This is a genomic window from Novosphingobium sp. HNCC26DJ243 (genome assembly GCF_057180545.1).
The window spans coordinates 843,366-860,841 of record NZ_JBXUGN010000001.1 but is presented as its reverse complement, the minus strand read 5'-3'; the positions used below and the strand labels follow the sequence as shown (position 1 = coordinate 860,841).

The window sequence follows — 17,476 nt, the reverse complement described above, 5'->3', positions numbered from 1 at the left end:
CGTGACCCCTCGTTTCACTGGGGTTCAGCCGCGGGGGGCCAGTTTGTCCTCAACGCACTCAAGGAGGAAATCCATGCGCAAGACTATTTTGAGCGCCGTTCTCTCGACTCTCATCGCCGCTGGTGTCGCCACGCCCGCGATGGCCCAGCAGCAGCAATATCGCCCCGGCAGCAACCAGGCCGAAGCCGCGCGTCTTACGCCCGGCCGTAATGCTGACATCCGTGACGACATTCGTGACCTCGACCGCAAGATCGACCGAGCCCTGTCGCACCGCGCTATTTCCCAGCGCGAAGCCAACGGCCTCCATCGCGACGCGTCGGACGTGCGCCGCCTTTACGCAAGGTATGCAAACCATGGCCTGAGCGCCCGTGAGCATCGCACGCTTGAGCAGCGTGTCTCGGCGATTACCTCGCGTCTCCGTCAGGAACGCTGGGATCGCGACGGGCGTCGCGGATAAATGCAATCGCGCGCGCAACAAAATTACGCCCGCCCGCCGGCTGGCCCGCCCTTTCCTGCTTGAATTGCGGGGAGGGCGGGCCTAACCGCTCATCCCATGTCGAACACCGCACGCACCCTCTACCAGAAGATCTGGGACGCCCACGTTGTCGAACAGCGCGATGACGGCACGGCCCTCATCTACGTCGATCGTCACCTCGTTCACGAAGTGACCAGCCCGCAGGCCTTCGAAGCGCTTCGCACTTCGGGCCGCAAGGTGCGTCGCCCCGATCTCACGCTCGCCGTGCCCGATCACAACCTGCCGACGACCGCGCGCCGCACCGCCGACGGTAGCCGCATTCCCATTGCCGACGTCGAATCCGCGCAGCAGCTCGAAGCGCTCGAACGCAACGCGCCTGAATTCGGCATCCGCTATATCGGCGATGCCGACGACGAGCAGGGCATCGTCCACGTCGTCGGGCCGGAGCAAGGCTTCTCGCTCCCCGGCGCCACCATCGTCTGCGGTGACAGCCACACCGCCTGCCATGGCGGGCTCGGCGCGCTGGCATTCGGCATCGGCACGAGCGAGGTAGAGCATGTTCTCGCCACGCAGACCCTGCTGCTCAAGCAGTCGAAGACCATGGAAGTCCGCGTCGATGGCACGCTCCTGCCTGGCGTCACCGCCAAGGACGTGGTGCTGCACATCACCGGCGTTCTCGGCGCGGCCGGGGGCACCGGCTCGGTCATCGAATATACCGGACAGGTCATCCGCGATTTGTCGATCGAAGGCCGGTTGACCATTTCCAACATGGCAATCGAACACGGCGCGCGCGCCGGGCTGTGCGCGCCCGATGAAAAGACCTTCGCCTATCTCAAGGGCCGTCCCTATGCGCCCAAGGGTGCCGATTGGGACAAGGCCGTGGCCTGGTGGACGAGCCTCGCCACCGATCCCGGCGCTACGTACGACAAGGTCGTGGTGATCGATGCAAAGGACATCGCCCCCTCGGTCACCTGGGGCACCAGCCCCGAGGACGTCCTGCCGATCACCGGCCTCGTCCCCGCGCCCGAAAGCTTCGCCGATCCGTCCAAGCAGGACGCCGCCCGCGCCAGCCTCGCCTACATGGGCCTCACGCCCGGCCAGCGCATGGAGGACGTCGAGGTCCAAAACATCTTCATCGGCAGTTGCACCAACAGCCGCATCGAAGACATGCGTGCCGCCGCCGCGATCCTCAAAGGCCGCCACAAGGCCGAAAACGTCAAGTGGGCGATCGTCGTCCCCGGTTCGGGCCTTGTAAAGAAGCAGGCCGAGGAAGAAGGCCTCGACCGCGTCTTCATCGAGGCGGGCTTCGAATGGCGCGAACCCGGCTGCTCGGCCTGTCTCGGCATGAACCCGGACAAGGTGCCCGCGGGCGAGCGCTGCGCGTCCACCTCCAACCGCAACTTCGTCGGCCGCCAGGGCCCCGGCGCACGCACGCATCTCGTCAGTCCTGCCATGGCCGCCGCCGCTGCGGTCACGGGCAGGTTGACCGACGTGCGCAAGCTGATGGCCTGATCCATGGCGGGCCTGCCGACAGCCGCGCTCCAGCTTGCCGGGTTCCTCATGGCCCATGCTTTCTGGACCGTGTCGGACTTGCCCGCCGGCAGCCACTACCAGCCGCAATCGCTGTGCATGCGCGGCGATGGCAACCGCTCGTTGAGCACGTTCGAAGGCGCAACCACGCTCGAACAGGATGAACAGGCCAAGGCCTTCATCACCGGCGGGGCTTCGCAGTGGCCCGACTGTGCAATCGCCCGTCAGGTCCGCGTCGGCACCCCCAAGGGCGATGTCGATGCCCTCGTGATCGACGTCGTCCAGTATGGCGGCAGCGTCATGACCGTGGTCCAGGCCTTCCACCCCGGCCCGTCCGAGTTCCGCCTATTGGGCGATGAACTGCTGATGGGCGATGGCGGCCCGCTACCGCCGCTCCCCGCCGCGCAGGCCGCCGCCGCCATGCGCGAAGGCGCGATGGACCACCCCGGCCTTGGCGACAGATGGAGCCAGTGGGAAGCCGCGCGCGATCCCGTCAGCCCGCTGATCCAGCGCTGATTTACAAGTCGGCGCTTGCCGCATAGCCTCCGGCAATAACTGGAGGGGTGAGGCACATGGCAATGACCAAGGGCGTACGCGTACCCGAACGGCTTTATCGCGGCGTGCTCTGGGCGGTCTCGATCGTCTTTGCCGGTTTCATCATCGGCCTTGGCAATCTGGTCATCGGCGATCTGCCGATCGTCGAGAGCCAGGTCGTCTCGGCGCGGCCGGCCGAAACCCCCGCGCTGCGTCAGGTCCGCGCCGACATCACCGTCCTTGAACGGCAGAAGACTGCCATCGACGACAAGCTGGAAATCCAGCGCCTCCAACTCGATCAGGCCCAGCGCGCCTCGGCCACCGCCAACGAGACCTTTCGCGCATGGATCGCCGCGCGCACCGCCACCACCAACCCGCAGCAGGACCCCGAAGTGCTCTCGCGCACCCGCGCGCTGGAGCTGCTCAAGAACAACGAACGCACGGTCCAGCAGGCCATTGCCGATCTTGAAAACCAGCGTGCTGCGCTCGACCAGCGTGAATCCGCGCTGCGCACGCGCGAGAACCTGTTCGTTACCGACGCCATGCCCGCGCAGGAACGGGCGATGTTCTGGCAGGAACTGCGCGTCTTCGGCCTGCGCCTCCTGATCACCCTGCCGATGCTTGCCGCGGCCACGTGGATGGTCGTCAGGAAGCGCAAGAGCGATCACTGGCCGCTGATGCGCGGCTTTGTCCTTGCCGCGGTCTTCGTGTTCTTCGTCGAACTCGTGCCCTACTTGCCAAGCTATGGAGGTTACGTGCGCTATGTCGTTGGCATTGCGCTCACTTTCGCCGCCGGGCACTTCCTGATCAAGAACATGCGCGCCTATATCGCGCACCGCACCGAGGTCGAGGCCCAGGCCGAGCAGGAGCGACGCAAGCGCGTTTCCCATGACGAGGCCTTCAAGAAGATGGCCGCCAAGGTCTGCCCCGGTTGCGACCGGCCCATCTCGACCACGGGCGAAGCCGAAGCCAATTTCTGCGTCCACTGCGGCATGACCCTGTTCGATCACTGCCATAGCTGCAACACGCGCAAGATGGCGTTCTTCCGCTTTTGCATGACCTGCGGTGAACCGGCCCGCGATGATGATGTCGCCCATCATGGAACATCTGCGGCTCCCGCATGACGCCAACCCATCGTCATTGCGAGGAGGCGAGGCCGACGAAGCAATCCGGAGCCGCGCCGATACGATCTGGATTGCTTCGCTCCGCTCGCAATGACGAATCCTCGCGACCATGATTGAACGCAAGGCCTCCTTCGCCCCCGTCGCCGATAGCCGCACCCGCGTCCTGATCCTCGGCAGTCTGCCGGGGGAGGCGAGCCTTGCTGCTGCGCGTTACTACGCCAATCCACGCAACCAGTTCTGGCGGCTAGTCAGCGCGGTGATCGGGCAGGACCTTGTGGCGCTGGAATACGATGCCCGCCTCGCCGCGTTGCTCGATCACGGCATCGGCCTGTGGGACTCGGTCGGCACCGCCACCCGCACTGGCAGCCTCGATGCCGCCATCCGCGATGTGGAACCCAACGCGCTGGCCGCACTGATATCCGCACTTCCCACCTTGCGCGCGGTCGCCTTCAACGGCGCCACGTCCGCGCGGATCGGCGCGCCGCAACTTGGGCGGGCAGGGGGCCTGGCCTTGCTGCAACTCCCGTCCAGCAGCCCCGCCCACGCCGCGCTCTCGTTCGAGGGCAAGCTCGCGCAATGGACAGGCTTGCGGAAATTCCTCGACCCATCCTTGCAATCCCCAATCAACCCGCCAATCTAGGCGCAACGATTTCAAGGAGTTTCGCGCGTGACCAAGAAGACCGACTGGACCGGCAAGGCAGCCATGGCAGGCGCGGCAATCGGCTCGGCGGCGCTCGCTGCGGCGCTGCTCTATGCCTCGCGCCGCAAGGAACGCGCCGAAAAGACCGAACCCAAGGCTCCCCCGGTCGACGCGCCCGAGACGGATTGAGGTTCTTGCATCGGGCCAGCCTCAGGCTATAGCGACGCGCATGGAACCGGTGAACCACATCGAAGGACGGGCGATCCCGTTCGGCCGCAAGAACGTCGATACCGACGTGATCATCCCCGCCAAGTGGCTCAAGACGATCACCCGTCAGGGCCTTGGCCGCGGGGCCTTTGAAACCCTTCGCACCGATCCCGACAACATCTTCGACAGCGCCGAATTTGCAGGATCGCCGATCCTGATCGCGGGCGACAATTTCGGCTGCGGCTCCAGTCGCGAACATGCCGCATGGGCCATGATGGACCTCGGTATCAAGGCGGTCATCGCGCCGTCGTTTTCGGATATCTTCTCGGGCAACGCCTTCAAGAACGGCATCCTCACCGTCGTCCTGCCTCAGGAAGCCATCGACCGTCTGATGGAAGTTGCAGTCACTGATCCGGTGATGATCGACCTTGAGGCGCAGACCGTCACCACCCCGTTTCAGGACCGTTTCAGCTTCGAAATCGATGCTTTCCGCAAGAATTGCCTGCTGAACGGGCTCGACGAGGTCGGCCTGACCATGGCCCGCGATGCCGCGATCTCCACGCATGAAGCGAAAATGCGCGATCAGCTTCCCTTCCTTGCGCGCGGCACCGATGCCGTAGCGGCAGCTTAAGCGAACGCTTAACAGGGCTTCCCAAGCGCCCGAAAACTTGCTTCCCTCTGCCTTGAGCGGATCGATTCCGCATGAGTATCGGGAGAATGCAAGATGAAGGCTCTGCGCACTCACGCCGCGGGCGGCCCTGAAACGCTGGTGCTGGACGATCTGCCCGATCCGGTAGCGGGCAAGGGCGAAGTCGTGGTCCGCGTCCACGCCTGTTCGATCAACTTTCCCGATACGCTGATGATCCGCGATCTCTACCAGTTCAAGCCCGAGCGCCCCTATGCGCCCGGCAGCGAACTGGCCGGCACGATCGAGGCACTGGGCGAGGGCGTTTCCGGCTGGTCGGTCGGGGACCGCGTCATCGCCATGATCGGCAACGGCGGTCTTGCCGAAAAGGTTGTCGCCCCTGCCAGCCGTCTTTTCGCGCTGCCCGATGGCGTCGATTTCGCCACCGGCGCTTCGCTGCTGATGACGTACGGCACCACGATCCACGGCCTCAAGGATCGCGGCCACATCAAGCCGGGCGATACCCTGCTGGTGCTTGGCGCGGCCGGAGGCGTCGGCCTCTCCGCTATCGAACTCGGCAAGGCCTTCGGCGCTCGCGTCATCGCCGCCGTCTCGACCGAGGAAAAGGCACAGGTCGCACGCGAGGCAGGGGCCGATGATGTGGTGATCTATGGCCGCCCGCCATTCGACAAGGCGCAGTCCAAGGCGCTGGCCGATGCGTTCAAGGCCGCGTGCGGTCCCACCGGCGCGAACCTAGTCTACGATATCGTCGGCGGCGATTATTCCGAGCCTGCGCTCCGCGCCATCGCCTGGGAAGGCCGCTTCCTTGTCGTCGGCTTCCCTGCGGGCATCGCGAAGATGCCGCTCAATCTCACTCTGCTCAAGTCCTGCGATGTCTGCGGCGTGTTCTGGGGCGGCTTCACCGCGCGCGAACCTGAAAAGTTCAAGGCCCAGGTCGCTGAACTCTTTGACCTGCTCGCAGCCGGCAAGATCAATCCCCGCGTGTCGCAACGCTTCGCGCTCGACGAAGGCCGCGAAGCTATCGCCACGCTCGAAAACCGTCAGGCCATGGGCAAGGTCGTCGTCGAAATGATTGGTTAGCACTCATCTCCCCTCCTGCTTGCGGGAGGGGGCGGGGCAGGGCTGCTGGTTCCAGCCCGGCGTGCGGTAATTCAGAATCACGAAGTGTGGTGCGAGGATTCTGCGCTCTGCTCTAGGCGCCATCCGCCTGATAAGTCGGCAGTCCAAGCCGCCACCAGATCGCCGCCCCGCGCAAGCCAAAGCCCGCCAGTGCCGCCACCGGCCACACCACGGCCTTCTCGAGCCCCAGCGCCGCGCCGCCTGCGCAGACCACCGAAGACAGTGCCGCCGCCGTCACGTACAATTCGGGCCGCATCAGGATCGAGGGTCGTCCGGCCAGCACATCGCGAATGATCCCGCCAACGCAGCCGGTAATAACCCCCATCAGCACCGCCGGAACCGGCGCCACGCCGAAGGCCAGCGCCTTGGCGGTGCCGAGCACGGCATAGGCGCCAAGCCCTGCCGCATCGGCCCATTCCAGCACCGGCTTTTCCCACCAGCGGTTGGGCGTGAACCATGCGACCAGCGCAACGCCGAGGCACACCGGGGCCACCCACGGATCGCGCACCCAGAACACCGGCGCACCGATCAGCAGGTCGCGGACCGATCCGCCACCGACGCCGGTCACCAGCGCGAAGAACGCCATCGTCACGAAAGTCTGCCGCAGCTTGGCCGCCAGCAGCGCGCCCGTCAGCGCGAACACCGCGATGCCGACAAGATCCAGCCCGCCGATCAGCGCGGACAGGTCTGGCGTCGGCATCGTCGGCAAGTCTGGCTTACTCGCCCAGCAGCGTTTCGAGCCGGCTCTTCAGCGCCTGAATGCGCTCGGCCGCCTCGGTAAAGGTCTTCACGTCCTCGCGGTTGTTGTTTCCGCGCGCTTCCTTGGCCGATTCCAGATAGCCTTCCATGTCGGCTTCCAGCGCATCGATCAGGATCTCGGTCTCGTCTTCGGTCAGGGTAAGCTTGATCGACATGTCGGCAATTCCTTCAACTCGTATGGCCTGCACCTAGGCGCGTCGCGGCGCGCGTTCAAACGAAAAGGGCCGCCCCGAAGGACGGCCCCTTGCAATCTTCTCTGGAGGCGCGATCACATGTGGATCGGCTTGCCCGTCACCGCCATCGCGGCTTCCTTCAGCGCTTCCGAATGCGTCGGGTGCGCGTGGCAGGTATAGGCGATGTCCTCGCTGGTCGCGCCGAATTCCATCGCCTGCGTCGCCTGCGCGATCATCGTTCCGGCAACCGAAGCGATGCACCACACGCCCAGCACGCGGTCGGTCTTGGCATCGGAAATGACCTTCACGAAGCCGTCCGGCTCATGGTTGGTCTTGGCGCGGCTGTTGGCGAGCATCGGGAACTTGCCGACCTTGATCTCGCCCTTTTCCTTCGCTGCTTCCTCGGTCAGGCCAACGCCTGCGAATTCGGGGAAAGTATAGACTACGCCCGGAATCAGGTCATGGTTCACGATGCCGGTCAGCCCTGCGATGTTCTCGGCGACGGCAATGCCTTCGTCCTCGGCCTTGTGCGCCAGCATCGGACCCGGAATCACGTCGCCGATCGCCCAGACGCCAGGGACCTTGGTGGCAAAGTCATGATCGGTCTCGATCTGTCCGCGTGCGTTCAGCTCCAGCCCGATCTTGTCGAGGCCGAGGCCATCGACATTGGGACGACGGCCGATCGCCACCAGCACGCAATCGGCCTCGATCGTCGAAGCCTCGCCGCCCTTCGAAGGCTCGACGGTCAGCGTCGCGGTCTTGCCGCTCACCGAAACGCCGGTCACCTTGGTGCCGAGCTTCAGGTCCATGCCCTGCTTCTTGAAAATCTTGGCGGCTTCCTTGCGCACGTCTCCGTCCATGCCGGGCAGCAGCTGGTCGAGGAATTCCACGACCGTCACCTTGGCCCCCAGGCGACGCCAGACCGAACCCAGCTCAAGCCCGATCACGCCGCCGCCGATCACCACCATGTGGCCGGGCACGCGATCCAGCGCCAGCGCGCCGGTGCTGTCCACGATCACGCCCGCGTCGTTGTCCACGCTCACGCCCGGCAGCGGCGTCACGCTCGAACCGGTTGCGATCACGATGTTCTTCGCGGTGACCTTCTGGCCCGCGACAGTAGCGCTGTGCGCGTCCTCGAACTGCGCGTAACCCTTGAGCCAGGTCACCTTGTTCTTCTTGAACAGGAACTCGATGCCGCCGGTCAGCTGCTTGACCGAATCCAGCTTTTGCGCCTGCATCGCGGTCAGGTCGAGTTCGACCTTGCCGGTCTTGATGCCATAGGTATCGAACGTCCCGTTCACCGCCTCGTCGAACTTCTCCGACCCGTGCAGCAGCGCCTTCGACGGAATGCACCCGACGTTGAGGCAGGTGCCTCCCAGCGTCTCGCGGCCCTCGGCGCAAGCGGTCTTAAGCCCCAGCTGCGCCGCGCGGATCGCCGCGACATAACCGCCGGGACCGGCACCGATGACAAGAACGTCGTAGTCGTATTCAGCCATTTTCCGGCTCCCTTGCGCGAACATGCTTCGACAACCTCAGCATGCCCGGCCTGGAATTCAAATCACAAGCGCAACATCCGCTCATCCTGAGCTTGTCGATGGATGCTGCGCAACATCAGCTCACAGATCGATCAGCAGCCGCGTTGGATCCTCGATCGCTTCCTTGATCGTCTTGAGTGCCGTAACCGCCTCCCGTCCGTCAATGATGCGATGGTCGTAAGACAGCGCGATATACATCATCGGGCGGATCACGATTTCGCCATTGCGCACTACCGGGCGGTCCTCGATGCGGTGCAGGCCGAGCACGGCCGACTGCGGCGGGTTGATGATCGGGGTCGACATCAGGCCGCCGAACACGCCGCCGTTGGAGATCGTGAAGGTGCCGCCCGCCATGTCGGCCATCGTCAGCGTGCCGTCGCGCGCCTTCTTGCCGTAGTCGGCAATCGCCTTCTCGATATCGGCAAAGCTCATCTTGTCGACATTGCGCACCACCGGCACGACCAGCCCGTTCGGAGCCGAGACCGCGACCGAGATGTCGACATAGTCGAAATAGACGATTTCATCGCCCTGCATCTGCGCGTTGACCGCCGGAATGTCCTTCAGCGCCAGCACCGAAGCCTTGGCGAAGAACGACATCAGGCCCAGCTTCACGCCGTGCTTCTTCTCGAACACGTCCTTATACTTGGCGCGCGCTTCCATCACCGCGCTCATGTCCACGTCGTTGAACGTGGTGAGCAGGGCTGCGGTCTCCTGCGCGCTCTTGAGGCGCTTGGCGATGGTCTGGCGCAGGCGCGTCATCTTCACGCGCTCTTCGTTGCGGCCACCGGCAACGGCGGCAGCCGGCGCAGCAGCGGCGGCAGGCGCGCTTGCCGCCGGAGCCGGCGAAGCCTGCTTGGCCTGCGCGGCGGCCATCACGTCTTCCTTGGTCAGGCGGCCGTCCTTGCCGGTGCCCTTCACGCTGGCAGGATCGATGCCGTATTCGAGAACCGCACGGCGCACCGCGGGCGAAAGCACCGAAACGTCGCCACTGGCTGCAGCCGGAGCGCTATCCTTGGGCAGCGTGTCCGATGCCGGTGCAACCGGTGCCTCGGTGCGCGGGGCAGGGGCCTGATTGCCCGCAGCAGCGATGCTGTCCTCGATCAGCGCCAGCAAAGCGCCGACCGCAACCGTGTCGCCCTCGTTCGCCACCAGCGCGCCGAGCACGCCCGCGGCAGGCGCGGGCACTTCGACCGCAACCTTGTCGGTCTCGAGGCTGACGATGGGCTCGTCCAGCGCCACGGCCTCACCCGGTTTCTTCAGCCACTGCCCGACGGTAGCTTCGCTGACGCTTTCACCCAGCGTCGGAACCTTCACTTCAATCGACATAATGCAATTCCTCGGGGGAAGGAAAAATCCTGAAAATCAGTTCTTCTTCTGGCGGCGGATTTCGCTGCGGACCGAAAGGCCCAGCGCATCGGCCACCAGCGCGCCCTGCTCGCTGGCGTGGCGGCTGGCGAGGCCCGTCGCCGGCGATGCTGAGGCGTGACGCCCGGCATAGCGCGGACGCGCCACCTTGCTCTTGGCCGCCTTGAGCGATTCCTCGATCAGCGGCTCGACGAAGAACCACGCACCGTTGTTGCGCGGCTCTTCCTGGCACCACACCACCTCTTCAAGGTTGGGCATGCGCGAAAGACGCAGCGCCAGTGGCTCGCCGGGGAAGGGGTAAAGCTGTTCGAGGCGGATCACCTGAGTGTCGGTCATCTCGGCGGCATTGCGCGCCTCGATCAGGTCATAGGCGACCTTGCCCGAACACAGCACCACGCGCCGCGTGTCCTTGTCCGCCGAACCGTTGGTGTCGGAAAGGATGCGCATGAAATGGCCGTCACCGATGAAGTCCGAAGCGACAGACTTCGCCATCGGATGACGCAGCAGGCTCTTGGGCGTCATGATGATCAGCGGCTTGCGGAACGAACGATGCATCTGCCGGCGCAGCACATGGAAGTAGTTGGCCGGCGTGGTGATGTTGCACACCTGGAGGTTGTCTTCGGCGCAAAGCTGCAGGAAGCGCTCGGGCCTTGCCGACGAATGCTCCGGCCCCTGGCCTTCATAGCCGTGCGGCAGCAGCATGACGAGGCCGTTGGCGCGCAGCCACTTGGCTTCGGATGCGGCAATGTACTGGTCGATCACGATCTGCGCGCCGTTGGCGAAATCGCCGAACTGCGCTTCCCACAGCACAAGGCTCTTGGGGTCCGCGCTGGCATAGCCATACTCGAAGCCGAGCACGCCATATTCCGAGAGCGTGGAGTCCAGCACCTCGAAGCTGCCATGTGGCAACGTCGTCAAAGGCACGTACTTGCGTTCGTCGGTCTGGTCGACCCACACGGCGTGACGCTGGCTGAACGTGCCGCGACCGCAGTCCTGGCCCGATAGACGCACGCCGTAACCTTCCATGACAAGGCTGCCGAAGGCCAGCGCCTCGCCGGTCGCCCAGTCGAAGCCCTGTCCGCTGGTGAACATCTCGCGCTTGGCATCGATCACGCGGCCCAGCGTCTTGTGTACGGTCAGGTCAGCAGGAACGGTCGTGAGCGTCCGACCAAGGCTGTCGAACATCTTCTGGTCGATGCCGGTGGGCACGTTGCGGCGCGCGGTCACCGGATCGGCGGGCTTGTTCAGTCCCGACCAGCGGCCGCCGAACCAGTCGGCCTCGTTGGCCTTGTAGCCCTTCGCTGCCTCGAACTCGGTCTCGAGCGCGGCGGTGAAGTGGCTCTCGACCTCGCCCTTGTGATTGGCGTCGATCACGCCCTGGCCGACAAGGCGCTTGGCGTAGATGTCGCTCACCGGGGGGTGCTGGCGGATCTTGGCGTACATCAAAGGCTGCGTGAACGAAGGCTCGTCGCCTTCGTTGTGGCCGAACCGGCGATAGCACCACATGTCGATCACGATATCGCGGCCGAACTTCTGGCGATAATCGATCGCCAGCTTGCACGCAAAGGTTACCGCCTCGGGATCGTCGCCGTTCACGTGCAGGATCGGGGCCTGCACGCCCTTGGCCACGTCCGACGGATAGGGCGATCCGCGCGAGAACTGCGGGCTGGTGGTGAAGCCGATCTGGTTGTTGATGATGAAGTGGATGCAGCCGCCCGTATTGTAGCCGCGCACGCCCGAAAGGCCGAAGCACTCCCACACGATGCCTTGCCCGGCAAAAGCCGCGTCACCGTGGATCAGCACCGGCAGCACCTGCTTGTGGCGCGCATCCGGCCCCACGTCGCTGCCGATGTCGTCGCGGAACACCTGCTGCGCGCGAACCTTGCCGAGAACCACCGGATCGACCGTCTCGAGGTGCGAAGGATTGGGCACAAGGCTCATGTGCACCTTGATGCCGTCGAACTCGCGGTCGGTGCTGGTGCCGAGGTGATACTTGACGTCGCCCGATCCGCCCACGTCCTGCGGGTTGGCGGTGCCACCCGAGAACTCGTGGAAGATCACGCGATATGGCTTGGCCATCACGTTGGCGAGCACGTTGAGGCGGCCACGGTGGGCCATCCCGTAAACGATCTCGCGCACGCCAAGCTGGCCGCCGTACTTGATCATTGCTTCGAGCGCCGGGATCATCGATTCACCGCCGTCGAGGCCGAAGCGCTTGGTGCCGACGTACTTCTTGCCGAGGAACTTCTCGTACTGCTCGCCGCGCACGACTGCCGCGAGGATCGCCTTCTTCCCGTTGGGCGTAAAGTCGATCGACTTGTCGCCACCTTCGATGCGATCCTGGATGAAGCGGCGCTCCTCCACGTCGGCGATATGCATGTACTCGAAGCCGACATGCCCGCAGTAGTTGGCACGCAGGATCGCGACCAGTTCATTGACGGTCGCCCATTCGAGGCCAAGCGCACCGCCCATGTAAATCTTGCGGGTCATGTCCGCAGCGGTAAAGCCATGGTATTCGGGCGAAATGTCGGCGGGCAGCTTCTGGCGGGCGAGGCCCAGCGGATCGAGGTCGGCAGCCAGGTGGCCGCGTACGCGATAAGTGCGGATGATCGTCATCGCGCGGATCGAATCCATCGCGGCCTGCTGCAGCGCCGCTTCGTCGAGCTGCGCGCCTGCCTTCTTCGCGGCCTTTTCGACGATGAGCTTCATCGCCATCGGGTCCATCGCCTGCGTCAGGTCGTCGCCCGCCGCCGCGTCCGTCACCGGCCACCGCTTGCTCGCCCATGAAGGTCCGGGCTGCGGGCCTTCCTGGGCGGGATCCACGTCGAATTCGTGCAGTTCAGAACCCATCATCATCTCCTGATCCCCCGGGGAGGAGGGGGCTTCGGACAACCGCGCTCCCGCCTGATGACGGAAGAAACCTTACCCGCGAGATCGCAAGGCGTTCCCGCAAAATCCTGTGGCCGCCTGCGTCATTCGTCGCGAAGCGCGATAGCAGCCAGAAGCAAAGCATCCGCCCGGAGGTGCCTACGTAAGGCAGCCTATCCGGGCGGTAGCATTCACGCGATCAGACGCGTTCCTTCAGCACTTCGGCCAGCGTCTCGCCCAGCAGGCTCGGCGAGGACGAGACCTTGATCCCGGCAGCTTCCATCGCCGCGATCTTGCTTTCGGCATCGCCCTTGCCGCCCGAGACGATGGCGCCGGCGTGGCCCATGCGGCGGCCCGGAGGCGCCGTGCGGCCTGCGATGAAGCCGGCCATCGGCTTCTTGCGGCCACGCTTGGCCTCGTCGATCAGGAACTGTGCGGCCTGCTCTTCGGCGTCGCCGCCGATTTCACCGATCATGATGATCGACTTGGTTGCGTCGTCGGCCAGGAACAGCTCCAGCACGTCGATGAAGTTGGTGCCGTTGACCGGGTCGCCGCCGATGCCGACAGCCGTGGTCTGGCCAAGGCCGATGGCCGAGGTCTGGAACACCGCTTCATAGGTCAGCGTGCCCGAGCGCGAGACCACGCCGACCGAGCCTTCCTTGAAGATCGAACCGGGCATGATGCCGATCTTGCACTGGTTCGGGGTCAGCACGCCGGGGCAGTTCGGACCGATCAGGCGGCTCTTCGAACCCGAAAGGGCGCGCTTGACCTTGACCATGTCCATCACCGGAACGCCTTCGGTGATCGCCACGATCAGCTCCATCTCGGCGTCGATCGCCTCGAGGATCGCGTCGGCGCAACCGGCGGGCGGCACGTAGATGCACGATGCGGTCGCGCCGGTCACGGCCTTGGCTTCGGCCACGGTGTTGAACTGGGGCAGGCCGATGTGATCGGTGCCGCCCTTGCCGGGCGTGACGCCGCCAACCATCAGCGTGCCGTAATCAAGCGCGGCCTGCGTGTGGAAGCTGCCGGTCTTGCCGGTCATGCCCTGCGTGATGACCTTGGTATTCTTGTCGACGAGAATGGACATGCATTCACTCCTGAATATTTGCGTCCCCGCGCCTGAAACAGTTGGGAGGCGGGGACCTCTTGAGGCCGGGCGAAGCCTTGAGAACCGGCCCGAGGCCCCCGTTTTTACGGGGGCGCATTTCAAACTTAAGCGAGGCTGCCGTCGATGCCCTTGCAGGCTTCCAGCAGTTCCTTGACCGCATCGACCGAGACCTGAAGGCCCGCCTTGGCGTCGGCATCGAGTTCGATCTCGATCACCTTCTCCACGCCGTTTGCGCCGATCAGCACCGGCACGCCGACATAGAGCCCGTCAACGCCGTACTGGCCATCGACGTAGGCTGCGCAAGGCAGGATGCGCTTCTGGTCGTTGAGGTAGGCTTCGGCCATCGCAATGCCCGATGCGGCAGGCGCATAGAACGCCGAGCCGGTCTTGAGCAGGCCGACGATCTCGCCGCCGCCCGAACGGGTGCGCTGCACGATCGCGTCGATGTTTTCCTGGCTGGACAGGCCCATCTTGACCAGATCGGGCACCGGAATGCCGTTGACGGTCGAATACTGGGTGACCGGAACCATCGTGTCGCCGTGGCCGCCCAGAACGAAGGTGTTCACGTCGCGGATCGAAACGCCGAACTCCCAGGCGAGGAAGGTGGAGAAGCGTGCCGAGTCGAGCACGCCTGCCATGCCGACAACCTTGTTGTGGGGCAGGCCGGAGAATTCGCGCAGCGCCCAGACCATCGCGTCCAATGGGTTGGTGATGCAGATGACGAATGCGTCGGGCGCGTTGGCCTTGATGCCCTCGCCCACGGCCTTCATCACCTTGAGGTTGATGCCGAGCAGGTCGTCGCGGCTCATGCCGGGCTTGCGTGCGACACCGGCGGTGACGATGATGACGTCTGCGCCGGCGATGTCGGCATAATCGTTGGTGCCGGTGATCCGGGCGTCGAAGCCTTCGACCGGGCCACACTGCGAAAGGTCGAGCGCCTTGCCCTGGGGCACGCCTTCGACCACGTCGAACAGGACGATATCACCCAGTTCCTTCTGGGCGGCGAGGTGGGCAAGCGTACCACCGATATTGCCTGCGCCGATAAGCGCGATCTTCTTGCGTGCCATGCTTTACGGTCCTTTCCCGTTCGCGGGGACAAGCATACAAGACAACCGCATTCCCGGACGGCCAGGCACGGCGCGCCACATGAAACCCGGCCCAGTCCTCCCCCATGCCCCGCGAGACAGGGAAGTGCTGGCGAATGACTCGGCCCGTAGGCCCGCGCGCGTACGAATGCAACCGCGAAAAACCGCTGGTTCCGGGGTTTTTGCGATAACAGTTCGCAATAGCAATAGTCTTGCCCGCGCCAGCATCGAACCAGCAAAAAGGCCCCGGCATTCCTGCCGGAGCCTCTTGCGGCGCAAAGAGCGAAGGACAACCGCTCAGCGCACGCGCGCCTGCGCAAACTCGCGCGCCATGCGCCGGTCGAGCGTCCGGCACACGTCCATCCAGAAGCCGACGCGATCGTCGTCGCCCCCACACTCGGCAATCACCGCCGCATCGCGCGCACGCGCCGCCGCCGAAAAGCCATGCGCCGCAAACAGTCGCAGCGCGGTATCGAGCGCCTCGTTTTCCTGCGGCCACGAACCTGACCATTCCTCGGCATTGTCGTTCACCGCCCGCACGTGTCGGCGCAGGATCGGCCGCGCCATGCAGGGGGAAATGATGCCGTAGCGGGGGGCAAATCGCACCATGGTTGTTCTTGTCTCCTTGATGGCGCCGATCACGACCCGGTGCCATCCTCCACGCAAGGACCTCTAGAGTGGATCAGGCTAAGGTTCCGTTGGACGACACGGTAAAGGAAGCAATAACCACGCGATGCGAAACGATTTTGCGACGGGTGGGGGGTGGCGGCGTTTCGTGAGGGCGGAAGGGCGGCGGCGCCGGGCGCTGACCGGTCAAATCCAGCCAATCTGTATCTTCCGCCTCGACCAAGGCGAAATTCCGTCCCCGGCGCCGCCGATCAGGCCCCGGGCTGCGCGATCCACTTGTTGGCGTTCTCGTAGCCGGGCAGCACCGATCCGCTGCCTGATGCCGGTGCTTCGCCCGCCACCGGCTTGCCCCCCGGCAGGGCCTGTGCGCGGAACACTGCATCGCCGCCGCGCTGCTGCAAGGGCTCGACATATACCGGATCCGCGTTCGTCGCCGAAGCCGCCACGACCCGTCCCTCCTCGAACGCCTTTTCCAGCGCAAGCGGATCGGCGACGTCGGCGGGCGAGGGTGTCCAGCTGCGGGGATGCGGTGCGGCAATCGGTTCGCCGCCGGCATAGCGCGCGGTAAACGCCGCCGGCTTGCCCGCAGCGCCGCCCCAGCGATAGAACCGGTGCGCGCCGATCGTGCCGATGAAACTCAGACTCGGCGCCCAATAGGGATGCACGGCAGTCGTGTGATAATGCGTCGCCAGCCCCACCGGGGCATAGACGTACCCTGCCAGCGCATCGGCAGCCACGCGCCGGGCGCGGTCCCAGAACGCCTTCATCGGCTTGCGCGCCAGCGATCCGTCGCAAGCAAAGCTGAACTGGCACGAAGGCCGCTCCGATCCCTGATAGACCACGCCGCACACGGTGTTTGGATAGGCCGGGTGCGCCACGCGGTTGAGCACGACTTGCGCCACCGCGCGTTGCCCACCGTCGGGCTCGCTCGCCGCCTCGTAATAGATCGCCGCCGTCAGGCACTGCAGCGCGCGGAAGCGATCCTCGCCCGTGCCGGTCGCGATCACCGGGCGTGCTATCGCACCCGCACTTCCTTCATCGTCGTCGCGCCGCGAATCCCACGCCGATTGCGCCTCGGTCGGCGCGATCAGCCCGGTGTCCTCGGGCGCAAGCCAGTAGAACGCCGATCCCGGAAAGCTCTCGCCCGCTTGCTCGAACGGTTGCAGGCCTGCCCTGCGCTCATGCGCCGAGGCCGCCGAGATGCCGCCCGGCTCGCCCCAGCCCACGGGGCCCAGCACCATGCCCAGTATCCCGAACATCGCCACGCCTGCCACGCGCTGCCGCACCAGCGACGGTGCGCGCAAGGCTCGCCGGATCGAACGCATGTCGCGCCGCCTGATGCGTGCCGCAAAATCGCGCGGCCTGGCGTCTTCGGGCCACGCGTGCTCCGCCCGCGCCGCCTGCACGTCTGCGGCGGAGGGCAGTTCAATCGGCCGAAAGGCGATTTCCAAGGGCATGGGCGACGTGTAGATCCTGATAATCCTGTTTTGCGCTAACCCTTCGCCCCGTGTCCCGCACGCGCGCTTTTGCGCCTGTCCCGATGCGGCACAGCCCCCTTCGATCCGGTTAACTCGAAATCAGGCGGCTACCAGGCTCCGCGCTTGTTCGTCATTGCGAGGAGGCAAAGCCGACGAAGCAATACAGAGTCATGCCGCATTGCACTGGATTGCTTCGCCCG

General features: G+C 65.1%; 17 protein-coding genes. 8 read left to right on the top strand and 9 right to left on the bottom strand.

What is annotated here, in order from left to right:
• Positions 1-73 precede the first annotated feature (73 nt).
• The 8 genes from AC2A04_RS04080 to AC2A04_RS04045 all read left to right on the top strand — a co-directional run bounded on the left by AC2A04_RS04080 (position 74) and on the right by AC2A04_RS04045 (position 6,236).
• On the top strand, positions 74-457 hold the full coding sequence (locus tag AC2A04_RS04080; RefSeq protein ID WP_484211034.1) for a hypothetical protein: 384 nt from the start codon (positions 74-76) through the stop codon (positions 455-457).
• A gap of 96 nt (positions 458-553) precedes the next feature.
• Positions 554-1,987 carry a 3-isopropylmalate dehydratase large subunit gene (gene leuC / locus AC2A04_RS04075; protein ID WP_484211033.1) on the top strand — a complete coding sequence of 478 codons (1,434 nt, stop codon included), beginning with the start codon at positions 554-556 and terminating at the stop codon, positions 1,985-1,987.
• Positions 1,988-1,990: 3 nt separating this feature from the next.
• Positions 1,991-2,521 (top strand): hypothetical protein, encoded by a 531-nt coding sequence (locus AC2A04_RS04070; protein WP_484211032.1) that lies wholly within the window; start codon positions 1,991-1,993, stop codon positions 2,519-2,521.
• A gap of 56 nt (positions 2,522-2,577) precedes the next feature.
• Positions 2,578-3,663 carry a zinc ribbon domain-containing protein gene (locus AC2A04_RS04065; protein ID WP_484211031.1) on the top strand — a complete coding sequence of 362 codons (1,086 nt, stop codon included), beginning with the start codon at positions 2,578-2,580 and terminating at the stop codon, positions 3,661-3,663.
• A 109-nt stretch (positions 3,664-3,772) separates the two neighbouring features.
• Positions 3,773-4,303, top strand: coding sequence for a DNA-deoxyinosine glycosylase (locus AC2A04_RS04060; protein ID WP_484211030.1), 531 nt, complete (start codon positions 3,773-3,775; stop codon positions 4,301-4,303).
• Positions 4,304-4,330: 27 nt separating this feature from the next.
• Entirely contained in the window at positions 4,331-4,492 is a 162-nt protein-coding gene (locus AC2A04_RS04055; RefSeq protein ID WP_448996402.1) for an LPXTG cell wall anchor domain-containing protein, read from the top strand.
• A 40-nt stretch (positions 4,493-4,532) separates the two neighbouring features.
• A complete protein-coding gene (gene leuD, locus AC2A04_RS04050) occupies positions 4,533-5,141 on the top strand; it encodes a 3-isopropylmalate dehydratase small subunit (protein WP_484211029.1) in 609 nt (202 codons plus the stop codon).
• 93 nt (positions 5,142-5,234) lie between these two features.
• Complete coding sequence (locus tag AC2A04_RS04045) at positions 5,235-6,236, top strand: NADPH:quinone oxidoreductase family protein (RefSeq protein ID WP_484211028.1); 1,002 nt, start codon at positions 5,235-5,237, stop codon at positions 6,234-6,236.
• Positions 6,237-6,348: 112 nt separating this feature from the next.
• On the opposite strand, the gene AC2A04_RS04040 is transcribed toward AC2A04_RS04045, so the two are convergent.
• From AC2A04_RS04040 to AC2A04_RS04000, 9 genes are all read right to left on the bottom strand, one after another.
• Positions 6,349-6,975, bottom strand: coding sequence for a trimeric intracellular cation channel family protein (locus AC2A04_RS04040; protein WP_484211027.1), 627 nt, complete (start codon positions 6,973-6,975; stop codon positions 6,349-6,351).
• A 16-nt stretch (positions 6,976-6,991) separates the two neighbouring features.
• The gene (locus AC2A04_RS04035) at positions 6,992-7,189 is read right to left on the bottom strand and encodes a hypothetical protein (protein ID WP_484211026.1); all 198 of its coding nucleotides are present in this window, start codon (positions 7,187-7,189) and stop codon (positions 6,992-6,994) included.
• Positions 7,190-7,302: 113 nt separating this feature from the next.
• Positions 7,303-8,703 carry a dihydrolipoyl dehydrogenase gene (gene lpdA / locus AC2A04_RS04030; protein WP_484211025.1) on the bottom strand — a complete coding sequence of 467 codons (1,401 nt, stop codon included), beginning with the start codon at positions 8,701-8,703 and terminating at the stop codon, positions 7,303-7,305.
• A 120-nt stretch (positions 8,704-8,823) separates the two neighbouring features.
• Positions 8,824-10,068 carry a 2-oxoglutarate dehydrogenase complex dihydrolipoyllysine-residue succinyltransferase gene (gene odhB, locus AC2A04_RS04025; protein WP_484211024.1) on the bottom strand — a complete coding sequence of 415 codons (1,245 nt, stop codon included), beginning with the start codon at positions 10,066-10,068 and terminating at the stop codon, positions 8,824-8,826.
• A 36-nt stretch (positions 10,069-10,104) separates the two neighbouring features.
• Complete coding sequence (locus tag AC2A04_RS04020; protein WP_484211023.1) at positions 10,105-12,957, bottom strand: 2-oxoglutarate dehydrogenase E1 component; 2,853 nt, start codon at positions 12,955-12,957, stop codon at positions 10,105-10,107.
• 217 nt (positions 12,958-13,174) lie between these two features.
• Positions 13,175-14,065, bottom strand: coding sequence for a succinate--CoA ligase subunit alpha (sucD, locus tag AC2A04_RS04015; RefSeq protein ID WP_484211022.1), 891 nt, complete (start codon positions 14,063-14,065; stop codon positions 13,175-13,177).
• 125 nt (positions 14,066-14,190) lie between these two features.
• Positions 14,191-15,153 (bottom strand): malate dehydrogenase, encoded by a 963-nt coding sequence (mdh, locus tag AC2A04_RS04010; protein ID WP_484211021.1) that lies wholly within the window; start codon positions 15,151-15,153, stop codon positions 14,191-14,193.
• Between the two features lie 315 nt (positions 15,154-15,468).
• Positions 15,469-15,780: a hypothetical protein gene (locus AC2A04_RS04005; protein WP_484211020.1), complete on the bottom strand. Its 312-nt coding sequence runs from the start codon at positions 15,778-15,780 to the stop codon at positions 15,469-15,471.
• A gap of 269 nt (positions 15,781-16,049) precedes the next feature.
• The gene (locus AC2A04_RS04000) at positions 16,050-17,255 is read right to left on the bottom strand and encodes a cell wall hydrolase (protein ID WP_484211019.1); all 1,206 of its coding nucleotides are present in this window, start codon (positions 17,253-17,255) and stop codon (positions 16,050-16,052) included.
• Between the last annotated feature and the right edge of the window lie 221 nt (positions 17,256-17,476).

Excerpts from the sequence above, each read along its gene's own strand:
- AC2A04_RS04070 (WP_484211032.1), top strand. The coding sequence starts at position 1,991 with ATGGCGGGCCTGCCGACAGCCGCGCTCCAGCTTGCCGGGTTCCTCATG.
- AC2A04_RS04020 (WP_484211023.1), bottom strand. The coding sequence starts at position 12,957 with ATGGGTTCTGAACTGCACGAATTCGACGTGGATCCCGCCCAGGAAGGC.
- AC2A04_RS04065 (WP_484211031.1), top strand. The coding sequence starts at position 2,578 with ATGGCAATGACCAAGGGCGTACGCGTACCCGAACGGCTTTATCGCGGC.
- sucD (WP_484211022.1), bottom strand. The coding sequence starts at position 14,065 with ATGTCCATTCTCGTCGACAAGAATACCAAGGTCATCACGCAGGGCATG.
- AC2A04_RS04045 (WP_484211028.1), top strand. The coding sequence starts at position 5,235 with ATGAAGGCTCTGCGCACTCACGCCGCGGGCGGCCCTGAAACGCTGGTG.
- leuD (WP_484211029.1), top strand. The coding sequence starts at position 4,533 with ATGGAACCGGTGAACCACATCGAAGGACGGGCGATCCCGTTCGGCCGC.
- AC2A04_RS04040 (WP_484211027.1), bottom strand. The coding sequence starts at position 6,975 with ATGCCGACGCCAGACCTGTCCGCGCTGATCGGCGGGCTGGATCTTGTC.
- AC2A04_RS04080 (WP_484211034.1), top strand. The coding sequence starts at position 74 with ATGCGCAAGACTATTTTGAGCGCCGTTCTCTCGACTCTCATCGCCGCT.
- mdh (WP_484211021.1), bottom strand. The coding sequence starts at position 15,153 with ATGGCACGCAAGAAGATCGCGCTTATCGGCGCAGGCAATATCGGTGGT.
- leuC (WP_484211033.1), top strand. The coding sequence starts at position 554 with ATGTCGAACACCGCACGCACCCTCTACCAGAAGATCTGGGACGCCCAC.
- AC2A04_RS04000 (WP_484211019.1), bottom strand. The coding sequence starts at position 17,255 with ATGCCCTTGGAAATCGCCTTTCGGCCGATTGAACTGCCCTCCGCCGCA.
- AC2A04_RS04035 (WP_484211026.1), bottom strand. The coding sequence starts at position 7,189 with ATGTCGATCAAGCTTACCCTGACCGAAGACGAGACCGAGATCCTGATC.
- AC2A04_RS04005 (WP_484211020.1), bottom strand. The coding sequence starts at position 15,780 with ATGGTGCGATTTGCCCCCCGCTACGGCATCATTTCCCCCTGCATGGCG.
- odhB (WP_484211024.1), bottom strand. The coding sequence starts at position 10,068 with ATGTCGATTGAAGTGAAGGTTCCGACGCTGGGTGAAAGCGTCAGCGAA.
- AC2A04_RS04060 (WP_484211030.1), top strand. The coding sequence starts at position 3,773 with ATGATTGAACGCAAGGCCTCCTTCGCCCCCGTCGCCGATAGCCGCACC.
- lpdA (WP_484211025.1), bottom strand. The coding sequence starts at position 8,703 with ATGGCTGAATACGACTACGACGTTCTTGTCATCGGTGCCGGTCCCGGC.